This is a genomic window from Yokenella regensburgei (genome assembly GCF_051486985.1).
Classification (GTDB): Bacteria; Pseudomonadota; Gammaproteobacteria; order Enterobacterales; family Enterobacteriaceae; genus CBFFRJ01.
The window spans coordinates 20252-38179 of record NZ_JAHVDV010000025.1 but is presented as its reverse complement, the minus strand read 5'-3'; the positions used below and the strand labels follow the sequence as shown (position 1 = coordinate 38179).

The following is a 17928-nucleotide window of genomic DNA, read 5'->3' as shown; positions in this document are numbered from 1 at the left end:
GGGCGAGGGCAGCAGAGTGCGCCCATCCCCGTCACTTATTGCGCGTCAGTTTTTCCAGGTCAGATTCAATTTCATTGATCTTATTGGCAACCACGCTTTCAAGATGGCGAAGATCGTCCAGGATCTTGCGTTTCAAATCCACATCCGTGCGGTCACGCTGGCAAATCTGGTCAAGCTCATCGATAACGTAGCGCAGGTTCGGACTGATTTCCTGCACTTCCTTATAGCCCTGACCGACCCCATCCGCGACCACCGTCTTGCGTTGGCGGGGATATTTAAACTTCACGCTTTTGGCAAAAAATTCGCCTTTGTCCTTGTGAAAATAGATTTTCAGGATGTCATTATTGGCTTCCTGGCGGAGGCTGTAACGGTCAATTTCATCAGGATTGGTAATGCCTAAACTTTTCAGATTATCGTACATAGCGGTACCCTTAAGCTCAACATAACCTATGAATAATTAACGAAAAAATCTATTTTCGCCACTTGAATGTGCTAAAAAGGCGGTATATATCACCCTCTTTCAAATCGGGAGAGGGGATTGCTTAATCGATGGTACGAAGCAGTTCGTTGATACCGACTTTACCACGGGTTTTTGCATCGACTTTCTTAACGATGACTGCGCAGTACAGGCTGTATTTGCCATCTTTAGAAGGCAGGTTGCCGGAAACGACGACGGAGCCAGCCGGTACGCGACCATAATGCACTTCACCGGTTTCACGATCGTAAATGCGCGTGCTCTGACCAATATAGACGCCCATTGAGATGACGGAACCCTCTTCGACGATAACACCTTCCACCACTTCAGAACGTGCGCCAATAAAGCAATTATCTTCAATAATAGTCGGGTTCGCCTGCAGCGGCTCCAGAACGCCACCGATACCCACGCCACCAGACAGGTGGACATTTTTACCAATCTGCGCACAGGAGCCGACGGTGGCCCAGGTGTCAACCATGGTCCCTTCATCGACATAGGCGCCAATGTTGACATAGGAGGGCATCAGTACGGTGTTACGGGCAATAAAGGCTCCCTGACGAACTGCCGCTGGCGGCACTACGCGGAAACCTTCTTTCTGAAAGCGTGCTTCGTCATAGTCAGCAAACTTCATCGGCACTTTATCGAAGTAGCGGCTTTCTGCGCCGTCGATAACCTGATTATCGTTAATGCGGAACGAGAGCAGAACGGCCTTTTTGAGCCATTGGTGAGTCACCCACTGGCCGTCAATCTTCTCTGCGACGCGCAGTGCGCCTGAATCCAACAGGGAGATAACCTGGTTAACCGCTTCACGGGTAACGGTATCCACGTTTGCCGGGGTGATTTCTGCGCGACGCTCGAAAGCGGCTTCAATAACGTTCTGTAACTGCTGCATTATGACTCTTTCCATCTCTGTAAAAAAAAACGTTACCCTTTATCGTTTGGATTGAGGGCCTCTGTCAACCGTTGTTGTACCTCTTGTTGCAGCGCATTATTAAGGCCGCGCCGCTCGGCTGTCGCGATTATAAATAAATCTTCTACTCGCTCACCAATTGTCGTAATTCTCGCCCCGTGGAGCGAAATACCGAGGTCGGCAAACACCTTACCGACGCGGGCCAGTAAACCTGGCTGGTCGAGGGCAATCAGTTCGAGGAACGTTCTTCTGTCCGTATGGGTCGGCAGGAAATTGACCTCGGTCTCGACGTTAAAGTGGCGCAGTTTGGCCGGCTGACGACGTGGCTGCGGCGGTTGCCATGAGCGCTGAGTAATGGCCTGCTCAAGGCCGAAGCAGGTGGCATCGTGCCGGTCTGCGGAGAGAGGGCTGCCGTCCGGCTCCAGCACGATAAAGGTATCCATCGCCATGCCATCACGGGTGGTGAAAATCTGGGCATCATGGACGCTCAGATTGCGACGATCGAGTTCGGCGCAGACAGCGGCAAACAGATAGGGTCTGTCAGGGCTCCAGATAAAAATTTCGGTCCCGCCACGTGTCGCCTGCGGACTAAGCAATATTAAAGGCCTGGTCAGATCGTGGTTCAGTAAGTGCCGTGCATGCCAGGCCAGTTGATTTGGGCTGTGTCGTACAAAATAGTTAGCACGGCATCGCGCCCAGATCTGGTGCAGTTTTTCCTCATCAATATTGTCCATTCGCAACAGCGCCAGCGCCTGGAGCTGATGATGACGAACGCGCTCACGCATATCCGGGGTGTTCTGCATCCCACGGCGCAACTGTTTCTCGGTAGCAAAATAGAGCTCTCGCAGAAGGCTCTGTTTCCAGCTGTTCCAAAGTGTCTCGTTGGTGGCGCAGATGTCAGCAACGGTCAGACAAACCAGAAAACGCAGGCGATTTTCGGTTTGGATCTCCTCGGCAAATTGCTTAATGACTTCCGGATCCTGAATATCGCGCCGTTGCGCAGTGACCGACATCAACAAGTGATTACGTACAAGCCAGGCCACCAGCTGTGTTTCACGTGAGTTAAGCCCATGCAGTTCGGCAAATTTCAGCACATCCTGCGCGCCAAGTATGGAATGGTCTCCACCGCGACCTTTGGCGATATCATGGAAAAGGGCGGCCATTAAAATCAGTTCGGGGTGCGTCAGGCGGGGCCAGAGATCAACACAAAGCGGGTGCCGCGCTCGTGTGGCTTCCTCCGCGAAGCTCTCAAGCTTAAGCATTACCCGGATAGTGTGCTCATCGACGGTATAGGCGTGAAACAGATCAAATTGCATCTGCCCCACAATATGCGACCACTGCGGCATATAGGCCCAAAGAACACTGTGACGATGCATGGGCAGTAATCCGCGCTTAACGGCACCAGGATGACGTAACAGGCTCAGGAAAATCGCGCGTGCTTCGGGGATATAGCACAACGGTTGAGTCAGATGACGGCGGGCATGGCGCAAATGGCGCAGTGTTGTCGAATAGATGCCGGTTATGCTGCTGTTCCGCACCATGATGTAGAACATACGCAATATCGCCTGCGGCTCGCGTATAAACAGCGTCTCGTCACGCAGATCAATCAGTGTACCGCGCAACTGGAATTCATCATCAATGGCGCGAGGTTTCTCATCCGTGGTCAGGGCCAGAATGGCTTCATCGAACAGCTGTAAAAGCATATGGTTCAGTTCAGTTACGCGACGGGTAACCCGGTAGAAATCCTTCATCATATGTTCGACGGGCTGATTGCCTTCCCCTACATAGTTCAGGCGTTGCGCCACACTGAGCTGCCGGTCAAACAGCAGGCGGTTATCGTAGCGGTTCAATTCGAGATGCAGAGCAAAACGGATCCGCCAGAGCAGGTGCAGGCACTCGTTCAGCTCGTTGCGTTCGGCCTCGGTCAAAAAGCCAAAGCCGACCATCTCATCCATTGAGGTGGCACCGAAATGGCGGCGGGCGACCCATTGCAGCGTGTGGATGTCTCTCAACCCGCCCGGACTGCTTTTAATGTCCGGTTCCAGATTGTAGCTGGTGCCGTGATAGCGTTGATGGCGCTCGTTCTGCTCCACCACTTTCGCCGGGAAAAATTTTTCGGAGGGCCAGAAGGCTTCACTGAATATGTGCTTTTGCAGTTCAAGAAATAACGCGACATCGCCAATTAACAGGCGCGACTCGATCAGGTTGGTGGCGACGGTTAAATCGGATAGCCCCTCCAGCAGGCACTCCTCTAACGTACGCACGCTGTGACCTACTTCCAGCTTCACATCCCAGAGCAGAGTAAGGAGTTCTCCAATCTTCTGCGCACGGTCATCGGCGAGTTTTGTCCGACTCAGGATCAGCAAATCAATATCCGACAGGGGGTGCAATTCGCCACGGCCATAGCCCCCAACGGCGACCAGCGCCACATCGCTCTGTTCACCAAAGCCGTAGTCCAGCCACAGGCGTTGCAGTAACTGGTCGATAAACTCGGTGCGCGCTTCTATCAACTGCTCAGCGGAGAGGCCGGCATCGAAGACATGTCCCAGCCACTGCTGGAAAGTATCGATGTGGCTTTTGATACTGGCACAGGTCAGTTCACTTGAGGGCCAGTCGCCCGGATAAGCGGGTTGGCCGGGGAGGGAAGGTTTTACGGTACTGACAAACTGTTCAGAAAAGGTATTGCTCATTAGCGGGCCACCCTACGCAATGGGACAGCGAAACACGCCGCTGGCCGTCAAATGTGCCGATGCGGACAACACGTATTCATAAAAGATTAAGACAAGCGTCTAAGCAGACAAATTAAAAGAGATAACGGGAAATGAAAAGACGTTTATCTTTATGAAACATGACACGGGGCATAAGAAAAACGCGTGCTTACATACTCAAGAAATAAGCGTTTTTTCTGAATCAATTATAAAAAAGCGGCCCTTTTGCAGGCCGCTTCTCATGACAAAAAAGAGATTACTCAGCCGTGAGAACGGCGGGGATGGTGTCATCTTTACGCAGGGTAAGGATTTCACAGCCATTCTCGGTCACCACGATGGTATGTTCGTACTGGGCAGACAGGCTGCGGTCCTTCGTTTTAACTGTCCAGCCGTCTTTCATCGTACGGATGCGATAATCGCCAGCGTTGACCATAGGTTCAATGGTGAAGGTCATGCCCGCCTGTAATACCACGCCGCCATCATCCGCGTCATAGTGCAGAACCTGGGGTTCTTCATGGAAAACGCGGCCAATGCCGTGTCCACAATACTCACGTACAACGGAAAAACCTTCGCCTTCAACATACTTCTGAATGGCCGCGCCCAGCGAGCGCAGGCGGATGCCCGGTTTCACCATCCGCAGGGAGAGATAGAGGCTGTCCTGAGTTACACGGCACAGGCGCTCACCGAGGATGGTAGGCTTGCCGACGATAAACATTTTGGAGGTGTCGCCGTGGTATTCGTCTTTAATGACGGTCACGTCAATGTTGACGATATCGCCATCCTTCAGCACTTTTTCGTCATCCGGAATACCGTGGCAGACCACTTCGTTAATGGAGATACAGACGGATTTCGGGAAGCCGTGATAGCCGAGGCAGGCGGAAACCGCATGCTGCTCGTTAACGATGTAGTCGTTACAGATGCGATCCAGTTCGCCGGTGCTCACGCCAGGCTTGATATAAGGCTCGATCATCTCCAGCACTTCTGCAGCAAGGCGGCCAGCCACGCGCATTTTTTCGATTTCTTCAGGGGTCTTAATTGAGATAGCCATTGATTCTGTCCATCAGTGCCGATTTTCGACATTATTTAGTTCAAGTGCTGCTAATGGTAACAGTCTGGCCTGGCGGGTGCCACATTGAGAATCATTCTGCCCGGTGCCTTTTGTGCCTCCCCTTACGCAAAGGTGCTACCCTTGTCTACCGGGCGCCGTGAATTGTCACAGGAAATTCACTGTTCAGCGGGCGGTTCTCCATTAACAATAATTGGAGTCTGGTCGCTGTTTGTGGTATAAAGCGCGCCGGACTCACGTTCCTCTTCGGAACGAAGTCGACAAATCTCACTTTGTGTAAATAACACACACGTATCGACACATATTCCGGGGTGCCCTTTGGGGTCGGTAATATGGGATACGTGGAGGCATAACCCCAACTTTTATATAGAGGTTTTAATCATGGCAACTGTTTCCATGCGCGACATGCTCAAGGCTGGTGTTCACTTTGGTCACCAGACCCGTTACTGGAACCCGAAAATGAAGCCTTTCATCTTCGGCGCACGTAACAAAGTTCACATCATCAACCTTGAGAAAACTGTACCGATGTTCAACGAAGCTCTGGCTGAACTGAACAAGATCTCTTCTCGTAAAGGCAAAATCCTTTTCGTTGGTACTAAACGCGCTGCGAGCGAAGCGGTGAAAGAAGCAGCGAACAACTGCGATCAGTTCTTCGTGAACCATCGCTGGTTGGGCGGCATGCTGACTAACTGGAAAACTGTTCGTCAGTCCATCAAACGTCTGAAAGATCTGGAAACTCAGTCTCAGGACGGTACTTTCGACAAGCTGACCAAGAAAGAAGCGCTGATGCGTACTCGTGAACTGGACAAGCTGGAAAACAGCCTTGGCGGTATCAAAGACATGGGCGGCCTGCCGGACGCACTGTTCGTTATCGACGCTGACCACGAACACATCGCGATCAAAGAAGCAAACAACCTGGGTATCCCGGTATTTGCTATCGTTGATACCAACTCCGATCCGGACGGTGTTGACTTCGTTATCCCGGGTAACGACGACGCAATCCGTGCAGTTAGCCTGTATCTGAATGCTGTTGCTGCTACCGTACGTGAAGGCCGTTCTCAGGATCTGGCTGTTCAGGCGGAAGAAAGCTTCGTAGAAGCTGAATAATAAGGTCCAGCCCTTATTAGTACCGAGTATGGATAGGGGCCACTTTTTGGCCCCTTTTTCACTTTTACACCTGTCTGGCTGATTGCCGGGCAGGTCATCTCTCCCGAGGATTAAAGAATGGCTGAAATTACCGCATCCCTGGTAAAAGAGCTGCGCGAACGTACTGGCGCAGGCATGATGGATTGCAAAAAAGCACTGACTGAAGCTAACGGCGACATCGAGCTGGCAATCGAAAACATGCGTAAGTCCGGTGCTATCAAAGCAGCGAAAAAAGCAGGCAACGTAGCTGCTGACGGCGTGATCATCACTAAGATCGACGGTACCTACGGCATCATTCTGGAAGTTAACTGCCAGACTGACTTCGTTGCGAAAGATGGCGGTTTCCAGGCATTTGCTAACAAAGTTCTGGACGCAGCTGTAGCAGGCAAAATCACTGACGTTGAAGTTCTGAAAGCACAGTTCGAAGAAGAACGCGTTGCGCTGGTTGCTAAAATCGGTGAGAACATCAACATCCGTCGTGTTGCTGCTCTGGAAGGCGAAGTACTGGGTTCTTACCTGCACGGCGCACGTATCGGTGTTCTGGTTGCTGCTAAAGGCGCTGATGAAGAGCTGGTTAAACAGCTGGCCATGCACATCGCTGCAAGCAAGCCTGAGTTCGTTAAGCCGGAAGACGTTTCTGCTGAAGTCGTTGAGAAAGAGTTCCAGGTTCAGCTGGACATCGCCATGCAGTCTGGCAAGCCGAAAGAAATCGCAGAGAAAATGGTTGAAGGCCGCATGAAGAAATTCACCGGCGAAGTTTCTCTGACTGGTCAACCTTTCGTTATGGATCCGAGCAAAACTGTTGCTCAGCTGCTCAAAGAGCACAACGCTGACGTAACTAACTTCATCCGCTTCGAAGTAGGTGAAGGCATCGAGAAAGTTGAGACTGACTTCGCAGCAGAAGTTGCTGCAATGTCCAAGCAGTCTTAATTAAAAAAGAAGCCGCCTGAGGGCGGCTTCTTTTTGTCCCCGTCTTGTAAATTCAGCTAACCCTTATAGAGGTTGCGCTGAAAAGCGACGTACAATGTCGCCGGAATTAACTCATCTCAATCGTTGACAGTCTCAGGAAAGAAACATGGCTACCAATGCAAAACCCGTCTATAAACGTATTCTGCTTAAGTTGAGTGGTGAAGCTCTTCAGGGTACGGAAGGCTTCGGTATTGACGCAAGCATCCTTGATCGTATGGCTCAGGAAATCAAAGAACTGGTGGAACTGGGTATTCAGGTTGGTGTGGTGATTGGTGGCGGTAACCTGTTCCGTGGTGCAGGACTCGCGAAAGCGGGTATGAACCGCGTTGTGGGCGACCACATGGGCATGTTGGCCACTGTCATGAACGGTCTGGCCATGCGCGATGCGCTTCACCGCGCCTATGTGAACGCCCGCCTGATGTCCGCTATTCCGTTGAATGGCGTCTGTGACAACTACAGCTGGGCTGAAGCTATTAGCCTGCTGCGCAATAACCGTGTGGTCATTCTGAGCGCCGGTACGGGTAACCCTTTCTTTACCACTGATTCTGCTGCATGTTTGCGCGGCATCGAAATCGAAGCCGATGTGGTACTGAAAGCAACCAAGGTTGATGGCGTCTTTACTGCCGATCCGGCAAAAGATCCCACTGCCACCATGTATGAGCAACTGACTTATACCGAAGTGCTGGATAAAGAGCTGAAAGTGATGGATCTGGCAGCCTTTACCCTGGCACGTGACCACAAATTACCTATCCGTGTCTTTAACATGAATAAGCCTGGTGCGCTGCGTCGCGTTGTCATGGGCGAAAAAGAAGGCACGTTGATCACGGAATAATTCCCGTAGGCAACAAATAAAGGTAAGATTCCGCTTTATTATTTAGCGATTATGGCAGGCATCTTTCACGGTGCCTTGTACTGAACGAGACTATACTAACCACACCTGTGGCGTATGGTTTGCCTGAGACAAGATTTCAAGGATTCGTAACGTGATTAACGACATCAGAAAAGATGCTGAAGTACGCATGGACAAATGCGTTGAAGCCTTCAAAACCCAAATCAGCAAAATCCGTACCGGCCGTGCTTCCCCAAGCCTGCTTGATGGTATCGTCGTGGAATACTACGGTACGCCGACGCCGCTGCGTCAGTTGGCTAACGTCACCGTAGAAGACACCCGTACGTTGAAAATCAACGTATTCGATCGCTCTATGGGTCCTGCCGTTGAGAAAGCAATTATGGCTTCCGATCTGGGTTTGAACCCAAGTTCAGCGGGCACTGACATCCGCGTTCCGCTGCCACCGCTGACGGAAGAGCGTCGTAAAGACCTGATTAAAGTGGTACGTGGTGAAGCTGAGCAGGGCCGCGTTTCCGTGCGTAACGTGCGTCGTGACGCCAACGACAAAGTTAAAGCTCTGCTGAAAGAGAAAGAGATCAGTGAAGACGACGATCGTCGTTCTCAGGACGATGTGCAGAAGCTGACAGATGCCGCCATCAAGAAAATTGATGCGGCGCTGGCAGATAAAGAAGCAGAACTGATGCAGTTCTGATTCAACTCTTGATTAAAACGCCGTACAGAGGGCTGCGATGCGGCTTTGCTGGCGGCGTTTTGCTTTTTTATCCTCGCGATAGTGTGAGCGTTTCATGAAGCATATAACCCTTCTGGGCTCCACCGGTTCCATTGGCTGCAGCACGCTTGATGTGGTTCGCCACAATCCTGAGCGGTTTACTGTGACTGCGCTGGTTGCAGGTAAAAACGTTGCACGCATGGTCGAGCAGTGTCTTGAGTTCACGCCGCGATTTGCGGTAATGGACGATGAGGCCAGTGCCAAAGAACTCCGCATTATTTTACGGCAGCATAACAGCCGCACAGAGGTCATGAGCGGTCAACAGGCGGCGTGTGAAATGGCTGCCCTTGATGAAGTCGACCAGGTCATGGCGGCGATAGTCGGTGCTGCGGGCCTTGTTCCTACGCTTGCCGCGATTCGTGCTGGTAAAACCGTTCTGCTCGCCAATAAAGAATCTCTCGTAACCTGCGGTCGTCTGTTTATGGAGGCGGTTAAGGAGAGCGGGGCGCAGCTTCTGCCGGTAGATAGTGAACATAACGCTATTTTTCAGAGTTTACCGGAACCAATCCAACAGAACCTGGGGTACGCTGATCTGGAGCAGAACGGCGTATCGTCGATTTTGCTCACCGGGTCTGGTGGTCCATTTCGGGAGACGCCACTGGCTGAACTGGCTGCGATGACGCCGGATCAAGCCTGTCGCCATCCGAACTGGTCGATGGGGAGAAAAATCTCTGTTGATTCAGCCACTATGATGAATAAAGGTCTGGAATACATTGAAGCACGCTGGCTGTTTAATGCCTCTGCCCGTCAGATGGAAGTGTTGATCCATCCGCAATCGGTGATCCACTCCATGGTTCGTTATCTGGATGGCAGCGTGTTGGCACAATTGGGTGAACCGGATATGCGCACGCCAATTGCACACACCATGGCCTGGCCTGGACGCGTGCCATCCGGTGTGAATAGCCTCGATTTCTGTAAACTCAGTGCCCTCAGCTTTGCCGAGCCGGATTATGATCGCTACCCGTGTCTGAAGCTGGCCATTGATGCTTTTGCGCAAGGACAGGCGGCGACCACCGCGTTAAACGCGGCGAACGAGGTGACGGTGGCAGCATTTCTGGCGTCTGACATTCGATTTACGGATATCGCAGCCCTTAATTTATCTGTTCTGGAACAGATGACGTTGTGCGAACCGCAAAGTATTGACGATGTTGTTGCAGTGGATCGACTGGCTCGTGACGTTGCGCGAAAACAAGTGATACGCCTCGCAAGCTGGTGATAATCCAGCCACGCTAAGTCATGCTATTTGTTAGCGTTAGGCTTCAGTGGTATAGTCTGCGCACCCAATTGCCAGAGTTAAACCTGGCGCTGAGGTGAAGCCGTGGTTGACACGGCTTTTTTGCGTAAGGGCTTTGTATTCCTGAGTACCGCTAAATCCTTTTCAGGGACTAAAACGCGTTATGTTGTCTGCTAATCAACCAATAAGCGAAAATTTGCCTGCGCATGGCTGTCGTCATGTTGCCATTATTATGGACGGCAATGGTCGCTGGGCGAAAAGACAAGGAAAAATCCGCGCCTTTGGCCACCGGGCTGGTGCAAAATCGGTTCGCCGTGCGGTTTCATTCGCCGCCAATAGCGGAATCGATGCGCTGACGCTGTATGCGTTTAGTAGTGAAAACTGGAACCGTCCGGCGCAGGAAGTAACGGCGCTGATGGAACTGTTTGTATGGGCCCTGGATAGTGAAGTGAAAAGCCTGCATCGCCATAATGTGCGTTTGCGAATTATTGGTGATACAAGCCGCTTCAATTCGCGTTTGCAGGAGCGCATTCGTAAAGCGGAGGCGTTAACGGCTCAGAATACAGGGCTGACGCTAAATATCGCAGCGAATTACGGCGGGCGTTGGGATATCGTGCAGGGCGTGCGGCAGCTGGCCGCTCAGGTTCAGGAAGGGCTATTGCGTCCTGAACAGATTGATGAAGAGGCGCTGAGCCAGCAAATCTGCATGCATGAACTGGCCCCCGTAGATTTAGTGATTAGGACTGGTGGGGAACATCGCATAAGTAATTTTTTACTTTGGCAAATTGCCTATGCCGAACTTTACTTTACAGATGTTCTTTGGCCCGATTTTGATGAACAAGACTTTGAAGGTGCGCTGCATGCCTTTGCCAATCGAGAACGTCGCTTCGGCGGCACCGAGCCCGGCAGCGATAATGCCTGATGGGGGTAGCTTTTGCTGAAGTATCGCCTGATTTCCGCGTTTGTATTAATACCCATTGTCATCGCCGCACTGTTTTTGCTGCCGCCGATGGGCTTTGCGATTGTGACACTGGTCGTGTGTATGCTGGCTGCATGGGAATGGGGGCAACTGAGCGGCTTCACCTCCCGTACGCAACGCGTCTGGCTTGCAGTGCTATGCGGCTTTGTATTGGCAGCCATGCTGTTTACCATCCCGGAGTACCATCACAATATTCATCAGCCATTGGTTGAAATATCCCTGTGGGCGTCATTGGGATGGTGGCTGGTCGCATTGTTATTGGTGCTAGGGTATCCGGCTTCTGCAGGGATCTGGCGTCATTCAAAAGTCCTGCGGTTGATGTTCGGCATTCTCACTATCATCCCTTTTTTCTGGGGTATGCTGGCATTACGTTCCTGGCACTATGATGACAACCACTACAGCGGTGCGCTGTGGTTGTTGTACGTTATGATCCTGGTCTGGGGAGCGGATTCGGGTGCCTATATGTTCGGTAAACTCTTTGGTAAGCATAAGCTGGCGCCAAAAGTCTCCCCGGGTAAAACCTGGCAAGGCTTCATTGGTGGCTTGTTCACCGCCGCTATTATTTCCTGGGGGTATGGCGCCTGGGCAAACCTGGATGTAACGATCTCCACACTGTTTATCTGTTCCGTTGTGGCGGCCCTGGCATCAGTGCTGGGTGATTTAACGGAAAGTATGTTTAAGCGTGAAGCGGGAATTAAAGATAGTGGTCATCTAATTCCGGGTCATGGCGGTATACTGGATCGCATCGACAGTTTGACAGCAGCAGTACCCGTATTTGCTTGCCTGTTATTGCTGGTTTTCAGGACGATTTGACGGAAGGATTTATGGTGAGCATTCTCTGGAATCTGGCAGCGTTTATTGTTGCACTTGGTGTGCTTATCACCGTGCACGAGTTTGGCCATTTCTGGGTTGCTCGCCGTTGCGGCGTCCGGGTTGAACGCTTTTCCATTGGGTTTGGTAAAGCGCTCTGGCGCCGTCATGACAAGCAGGGGACTGAATTTGTCATTGCCCTGATTCCACTTGGCGGCTACGTCAAAATGCTGGATGAGCGCGTTGAGGCGGTAACGCCAGAAATGCGCCACCACGCCTTTAACAACAAAACCGTAGGCCAGCGTGCGGCAGTGATTGCTGCAGGGCCTATTGCCAATTTTCTTTTTGCCATTTTTGCTTACTGGCTGGTGTTTATCATTGGCGTCCCTGGCGTGCGGCCGGTTATTGGTGAAATAACCACCGATTCCATCGCGGCACATGCGCAAATTACACCCGGTACGGAACTTAAAGCAATTGATGGTATCGAAACGCCTGATTGGGATGCTGTGCGTTTGCAACTGGTGTCAAAAATCGGTGACAAACAAACGACCCTCAGCGTGGCACCTTTTGGCAGCGACAGCCGCCAGGACAAAGTTCTTGATTTGCGCCAGTGGCATTTTGAGCCTGACAGAGAGGATCCGGTAGCGTCATTAGGGATTCGACCTCGTGGTCCGCAGATTGAACCGGTGCTTGCTGAGATACAATCAGGTTCTGCTGCCAGCAAAGCAGGTTTGCAAGCTGGCGACAGGATCGTTAAAGTCGATGGTCAGCCACTTACGCAATGGATGACGTTTGTAACCCTGGTGAGGGATAATCCGGGTACATCACTTGCGCTGGACATCGAAAGGCAAGGGAGTTCCTTGTCTTTAACACTGATACCGGATACAAAGCCCGGTAACAAAGCAGAAGGGTTTGCTGGCGTTGTGCCAAAAATCATCCCTCTGCCAGATGAATACAAGACAGTACGCCAGTACGGACCATTCAGCGCTATTGCCGAGGCCACGGATAAGACCTGGCAATTAATGAAGCTTACGGTCAGTATGTTGGGGAAATTGATAACCGGTGACGTAAAACTGAACAACCTCAGTGGGCCGATTTCGATCGCTCAGGGGGCTGGGATGTCAGCAGAGTTCGGGGTGATTTACTACCTGATGTTCCTCGCTTTAATCAGCGTGAACCTGGGGATAATCAACCTGTTTCCATTACCTGTCCTGGACGGGGGACATCTGTTGTTTTTGGCGATTGAAAAGCTGAAAGGTAAACCGGTATCCGAGCGAGTTCAAGACTTTAGCTACCGCATTGGCTCGATATTGCTGGTGTTGTTAATGGGGCTTGCACTTTTCAATGATTTCTCTCGGTTATGAGAGAGTTTGTTAGGAAGAACGCATAATAACGATGGCGATGAAAAAGTTGCTCATAGCGTCGCTGCTGTTCAGCAGCGCCACCGTATACGGTGCTGACGGGTTCGTAGTGAAGGACATTCATTTCGAAGGCCTGCAGCGTGTCGCCGTTGGTGCGGCCCTCCTCAGTATGCCGGTCCGTCCGGGCGATACGGTGAATGATGAAGATGTCAGTAACACCATTCGTGCGTTGTTTGCCACTGGCAACTTCGAGGATGTTCGCGTACTTCGCGACGGTGATACCCTTCTTGTTCAGGTAAAAGAACGCCCGACAATCGCCAGTATCACTTTCTCCGGTAACAAAGCGGTGAAAGATGACATGCTGAAGCAGAATCTCGAAGCTTCTGGCGTGCGTGTTGGCGAATCCCTCGATCGCACCACCCTTGCTGATATTGAAAAAGGGCTGGAAGATTTCTACTACAGTGTGGGTAAATACAGCGCCAGCGTGAAGGCTGTTGTCACGCCGCTGCCGCGAAATCGTGTTGATCTCAAACTGGTCTTCCAGGAAGGTGTCTCAGCGAAGATCCAGCAGATCAACATCGTCGGTAACCATGCCTTTAGTACCGAACAGTTGATCTCCACCTTCCAGCTCCGTGACGAAGTGCCGTGGTGGAACGTGGTCGGCGATCGCAAATACCAGAAGCAAAAACTGGCGGGCGATCTCGAATCCCTGCGCAGTTACTATCTGGATCGTGGCTACGCGCGTTTCAATATTGATTCCACGCAGGTGAGTCTGACGCCCGATAAAAAAGGCATCTATATCACCATCAATGTGACGGAAGGCGATCAGTACAAACTCTCAAGCGTACAGGTGAGCGGTAATCTTGCGGGGCACTCTGCTGAGATTGAAAGCCTGACCAAAATTGAGCCGGGCGAGCTGTATAACGGCGCCAAAGTGACCAAAATGGAAGATAATATTAAAAAGCTTCTGGGTCGCTATGGTTATGCCTACCCGCGTGTTCAGTCTCAGCCTGAAATCAACGATACCGACAAAACCGTTAAGCTGCACGTCAACGTTGACGCCGGTAACCGTTACTACGTCCGTAAAATCCGCTTTGAAGGGAATGACACATCCAAAGACGCTGTATTGCGTCGCGAGATGCGTCAGATGGAAGGGGCGTGGCTTGGCAGCGATCTCGTTGACCAGGGTAAAGAGCGTCTGAACCGTCTGGGTTACTTCGAGACCGTAGATGCGGATACGCAGCGCGTGCCGGGTCGTCCAGACCAGGTGGATGTTGTCTATAAAGTCAAAGAGCGTAACACCGGTAGTTTCAACTTTGGTGTGGGCTACGGTACTGAAAGCGGCGTGAGCTTCCAGGTCGGCGTTCAGCAGGATAACTGGTTGGGTACGGGTTATTCTGTTGGTATCAACGGCACCAAGAACGATTACCAGACCTACTCCGAGTTCTCTGTCACTAACCCGTACTTTACGGTAGATGGTGTCAGCCTTGGTGGGCGCATCTTCTACAATGACTTTAAAGCTGACGATGCGGATTTGTCCTCCTATACCAACAAAAGTTATGGTCTGGATGGCACGCTCGGCTTCCCGATTAACGAATACAACACCCTCCGCCTTGGTTTAGGCTATGTCCATAATGACTTGTCTAATATGGAACCGCAGGTGGCGATGTGGCGTTATCTGGACTCCGTAGGTCAAACGTCCAGCACGACCAGTGATAACAACGGCTATAATGCCAACGACTTTACCTTCAACTACGGTTGGACTTACAACAACCTTGACCGCGGCTACTTCCCGACAAAAGGCTCGCGCGTCAACCTGAATGGTAAAGTAACGATCCCAGGATCCGACAACGAGTTCTACAAAGTAACGGTAGACACCGCGTCCTACTTCCCTATCGATGAAGATCATAGCTGGGTTGTTCTTGGACGTACGCGTTGGGGGTATGGTGATGGATTGGGCGGTAAAGAGATGCCGTTCTATGAAAACTTCTATGCCGGTGGTTCCAGCACGGTTCGTGGTTTCCAGTCCAACAACATCGGTCCAAAAGCGGTCTACTACGGCGGCCGTGGCCTGGATAACTGTGATTCGACGACAGAAAAATACTGTAGCTCTGATGATGCGGTGGGTGGTAACGCCATGGGTGTTGCCAGCGTAGAGTTGATTACCCCAACGCCGTTTATCAGCGAAAAATATGCAAACTCAGTACGTACCTCCTTCTTCTGGGATGCAGGTACCGTATGGGATACCAACTGGCAGAATACTGCTGATATGAAAGCGCTGGGTGTCCCGGATTATAGTGATCCAAGCAATATCCGTATGTCTGCGGGTATCGCACTACAATGGATGTCCCCATTGGGGCCGTTGGTATTCTCCTACGCCCAGCCGTTTAAGAAGTACGATGGAGACAAGGCAGAACAGTTCCAGTTTAACATTGGTAAAACCTGGTAACGTGCCACTGCGATGGAATGCATGATGTAGTGATGGTCGTGGCGGTGACAGACACCGCCCGCCAACGCAAAGAACGGTACCTCAGGGTACAATTGGGATGGTGAGGAGTTTATAGTGAAAAAGTTGTTATTAGCTGCAGGTTTCGGTTTGGCAATGGCTTCTTCTGCTCAGGCAGCTGACAAAATTGCTGTCGTGGATATGAACAGCCTGTTCCAACAGGTTGCGCAGACTTCCGGCGTTTCTCAGACCATGAAAAACGAGTTCGGTAGCCGTGCCAGCGAGCTTCAGCGTCTGGAATCTGACCTGCAGACCAAAATGCAGCGTTATCAGCGTGACGGTTCCACGATGAAAGCGACGGAACGTACCAAGCTGGAAAAAGATATCCAGTCCCAGCGTCAGAATCTCGCGCAGAAAGGTCAGGCATTCGAGCAGGATCAGGCTCGTCGTTCTAATGAAGAACGTGGCAAGCTGATGACGCGTATTCAGGCTGCAGTGAAGAAAGTTGCTGCGGATCAGGGCGTAGACCTGGTTATCCCGGCTAACGCTGCTATCTACAACAGCAGTGACGTGAAAGACATCACCGCTGATGTGCTGAAACAGGTTAAATAAGTAATGCCTTCAATTCGACTGTCTGATTTAGCTCAACAGTTGGATGCAGAATTACACGGTGATGGCGATCTCGTCATCACCGGCGTTGCGTCCATGCAATCTGCTAAAGCAGGTCAAATCACCTTCATGGTTAATCCTAAATACCGTGAAAATCTGAATGACTGCCAGGCGTCTGCTGTCGTTATGACACAGGACGATCTTCCGTTTGCCAAAAGCGCGGCTTTAATTGTGAGAAATCCTTATCTCACTTATGCCCGTATGGCCCAAATTCTAGATTCAACGCCGCAGCCGGCTGAGAACATTGCACCCAGTGCCGTGATCGACCCGAGCGCAACAGTAGGCAATAACGTAGCTATTGGCGCAAATGCTGTTATCGAATCCGATGTGATTCTCGGTGATAACGTAGTGATTGGCGCCGGTTGCTTTGTCGGTAAAAAGACAAAAATTGGTGCAGGGTCGCGACTCTGGGCTAACGTCACCATTTACCATGAAATTGAGATCGGTGAGAATTGCCTCATCCAGTCCGGTACCGTGATCGGGGCTGACGGCTTCGGTTATGCGAACGATCGTGGTAACTGGGTTAAGATCCCGCAGATCGGGCGCGTCATTATTGGCGATCGTGTCGAGATTGGTGCCTGCACCACTATCGATCGTGGGGCGCTTGATGACACACAAATTGGTAACGGTGTGATCATTGATAATCAGTGTCAGATTGCACATAACGTCGTGATTGGCGACAATACTGCCGTTGCTGGTGGCGTCATCATGGCGGGCAGTTTGAAAATTGGCCGTTACTGTATGATTGGTGGTGCCAGCGTCATTAATGGTCACATGGAAATCTGCGACAAGGTCACCGTGACGGGGATGGGTATGGTGATGCGTCCTATCACTGAGCCTGGTGTCTATTCCTCGGGTATCCCGCTTCAGCCGAACAAAGTCTGGCGTAAAACTGCCGCACTGGTAATGAATATTGATGACATGAGCAAGCGCCTCAAAGCTGTTGAGCGCAAGGTCAATAAAGAAGACTAACAGCTCGCTCGTTAACACTTAAACTTCCCGGCCTGCAGGCATTCTCACGATTGCCTCGGGCCGTGTTATTATTGCCTTTTAGTATATTTAGACAGGAAGAGTATTTTGACTACTGACACTCATACTCTGCACATTGAAGAGATTCTGGAGCTTCTGCCGCACCGTTATCCGTTTTTACTGGTTGACCGCGTGCTGGATTTTGAAGAAGGTCGTTTTCTGCGCGCAGTTAAAAATGTCTCTGTAAATGAGCCATTTTTCCAGGGACATTTCCCGGGCAAACCCATTTTTCCGGGTGTGTTGATTCTGGAAGCGATGGCGCAGGCCACGGGTATTCTGGCGTTTAAAAGCGTTGGAAAACTGGAGCCGGGTGAGCTCTATTATTTCGCAGGTATTGACGAAGCGCGCTTCAAGCGTCCGGTTGTGCCAGGCGATCAAATGATCATGGAAGTCACCTTTGAAAAAACGCGCCGTGGGCTGACTCGCTTTAAAGGCGTAGCTCTGGTCGACGGTAAAGTTGTTTGCGAAGCTACTATGATGTGTGCACGTAGCCGGGAGGCCTGATAC

At 51.3% G+C, this 17928-nt stretch carries 16 protein-coding genes; 12 read left to right on the top strand and 4 right to left on the bottom strand.

Features of this window, described 5'->3' with window-relative positions; translation table 11 throughout:
• Positions 1 to 31: 31 nt before the first annotated feature.
• From KXR87_RS16835 to map, 4 genes are all read right to left on the bottom strand, one after another.
• Complete coding sequence (locus KXR87_RS16835) at positions 32 to 421, bottom strand: DUF3461 family protein (RefSeq protein WP_437433363.1); 390 nt, start codon at positions 419 to 421, stop codon at positions 32 to 34.
• A 121-nt stretch (positions 422 to 542) separates the two neighbouring features.
• Positions 543 to 1367 (bottom strand): 2,3,4,5-tetrahydropyridine-2,6-dicarboxylate N-succinyltransferase, encoded by an 825-nt coding sequence (gene dapD, locus KXR87_RS16830; RefSeq protein WP_437433362.1) that lies wholly within the window; start codon positions 1365 to 1367, stop codon positions 543 to 545.
• A 32-nt stretch (positions 1368 to 1399) separates the two neighbouring features.
• Positions 1400 to 4075 (bottom strand): bifunctional uridylyltransferase/uridylyl-removing protein GlnD, encoded by a 2676-nt coding sequence (glnD, locus tag KXR87_RS16825; protein ID WP_437433361.1) that lies wholly within the window; start codon positions 4073 to 4075, stop codon positions 1400 to 1402.
• 274 nt (positions 4076 to 4349) lie between these two features.
• Complete coding sequence (gene map / locus KXR87_RS16820) at positions 4350 to 5141, bottom strand: type I methionyl aminopeptidase (RefSeq protein WP_437433360.1); 792 nt, start codon at positions 5139 to 5141, stop codon at positions 4350 to 4352.
• A gap of 399 nt (positions 5142 to 5540) precedes the next feature.
• On the opposite strand from map, the gene rpsB reads away from it, so the two are divergent.
• The 12 genes from rpsB (at position 5541) to fabZ (ending at position 17925) form a co-directional block, all read left to right on the top strand.
• Positions 5541 to 6266, top strand: a complete 726-nt coding sequence (gene rpsB / locus KXR87_RS16815) for a 30S ribosomal protein S2 (protein WP_437433359.1) — start codon at positions 5541 to 5543, stop codon at positions 6264 to 6266.
• A gap of 117 nt (positions 6267 to 6383) precedes the next feature.
• Positions 6384 to 7235 carry a translation elongation factor Ts gene (gene tsf / locus KXR87_RS16810; protein ID WP_437433358.1) on the top strand — a complete coding sequence of 284 codons (852 nt, stop codon included), beginning with the start codon at positions 6384 to 6386 and terminating at the stop codon, positions 7233 to 7235.
• A gap of 145 nt (positions 7236 to 7380) precedes the next feature.
• Positions 7381 to 8106 (top strand): UMP kinase, encoded by a 726-nt coding sequence (gene pyrH / locus KXR87_RS16805; RefSeq protein ID WP_035891961.1) that lies wholly within the window; start codon positions 7381 to 7383, stop codon positions 8104 to 8106.
• A gap of 151 nt (positions 8107 to 8257) precedes the next feature.
• A complete protein-coding gene (frr, locus tag KXR87_RS16800) occupies positions 8258 to 8815 on the top strand; it encodes a ribosome recycling factor (RefSeq protein WP_437433357.1) in 558 nt (185 codons plus the stop codon).
• Between the two features lie 94 nt (positions 8816 to 8909).
• On the top strand, positions 8910 to 10109 hold the full coding sequence (ispC, locus tag KXR87_RS16795) for a 1-deoxy-D-xylulose-5-phosphate reductoisomerase (protein WP_437433356.1): 1200 nt from the start codon (positions 8910 to 8912) through the stop codon (positions 10107 to 10109).
• A gap of 181 nt (positions 10110 to 10290) precedes the next feature.
• On the top strand, positions 10291 to 11049 hold the full coding sequence (gene ispU / locus KXR87_RS16790; protein ID WP_437433355.1) for a (2E,6E)-farnesyl-diphosphate-specific ditrans,polycis-undecaprenyl-diphosphate synthase: 759 nt from the start codon (positions 10291 to 10293) through the stop codon (positions 11047 to 11049).
• Between the two features lie 12 nt (positions 11050 to 11061).
• Positions 11062 to 11919, top strand: a complete 858-nt coding sequence (cdsA, locus tag KXR87_RS16785) for a phosphatidate cytidylyltransferase (RefSeq protein WP_437433354.1) — start codon at positions 11062 to 11064, stop codon at positions 11917 to 11919.
• Positions 11920 to 11930: 11 nt separating this feature from the next.
• Positions 11931 to 13280 (top strand): sigma E protease regulator RseP, encoded by a 1350-nt coding sequence (rseP, locus tag KXR87_RS16780; protein WP_437433353.1) that lies wholly within the window; start codon positions 11931 to 11933, stop codon positions 13278 to 13280.
• 31 nt (positions 13281 to 13311) lie between these two features.
• Positions 13312 to 15726, top strand: a complete 2415-nt coding sequence (gene bamA, locus KXR87_RS16775; protein WP_437433352.1) for an outer membrane protein assembly factor BamA — start codon at positions 13312 to 13314, stop codon at positions 15724 to 15726.
• A gap of 114 nt (positions 15727 to 15840) precedes the next feature.
• Entirely contained in the window at positions 15841 to 16335 is a 495-nt protein-coding gene (gene skp, locus KXR87_RS16770; protein ID WP_437433351.1) for a molecular chaperone Skp, read from the top strand.
• Positions 16336 to 16338: 3 nt separating this feature from the next.
• Positions 16339 to 17364, top strand: a complete 1026-nt coding sequence (gene lpxD, locus KXR87_RS16765; protein ID WP_437433350.1) for a UDP-3-O-(3-hydroxymyristoyl)glucosamine N-acyltransferase — start codon at positions 16339 to 16341, stop codon at positions 17362 to 17364.
• Positions 17365 to 17469: 105 nt separating this feature from the next.
• Positions 17470 to 17925 (top strand): 3-hydroxyacyl-ACP dehydratase FabZ, encoded by a 456-nt coding sequence (gene fabZ, locus KXR87_RS16760; RefSeq protein WP_007373234.1) that lies wholly within the window; start codon positions 17470 to 17472, stop codon positions 17923 to 17925.
• Positions 17926 to 17928: the final 3 nt, after the last annotated feature.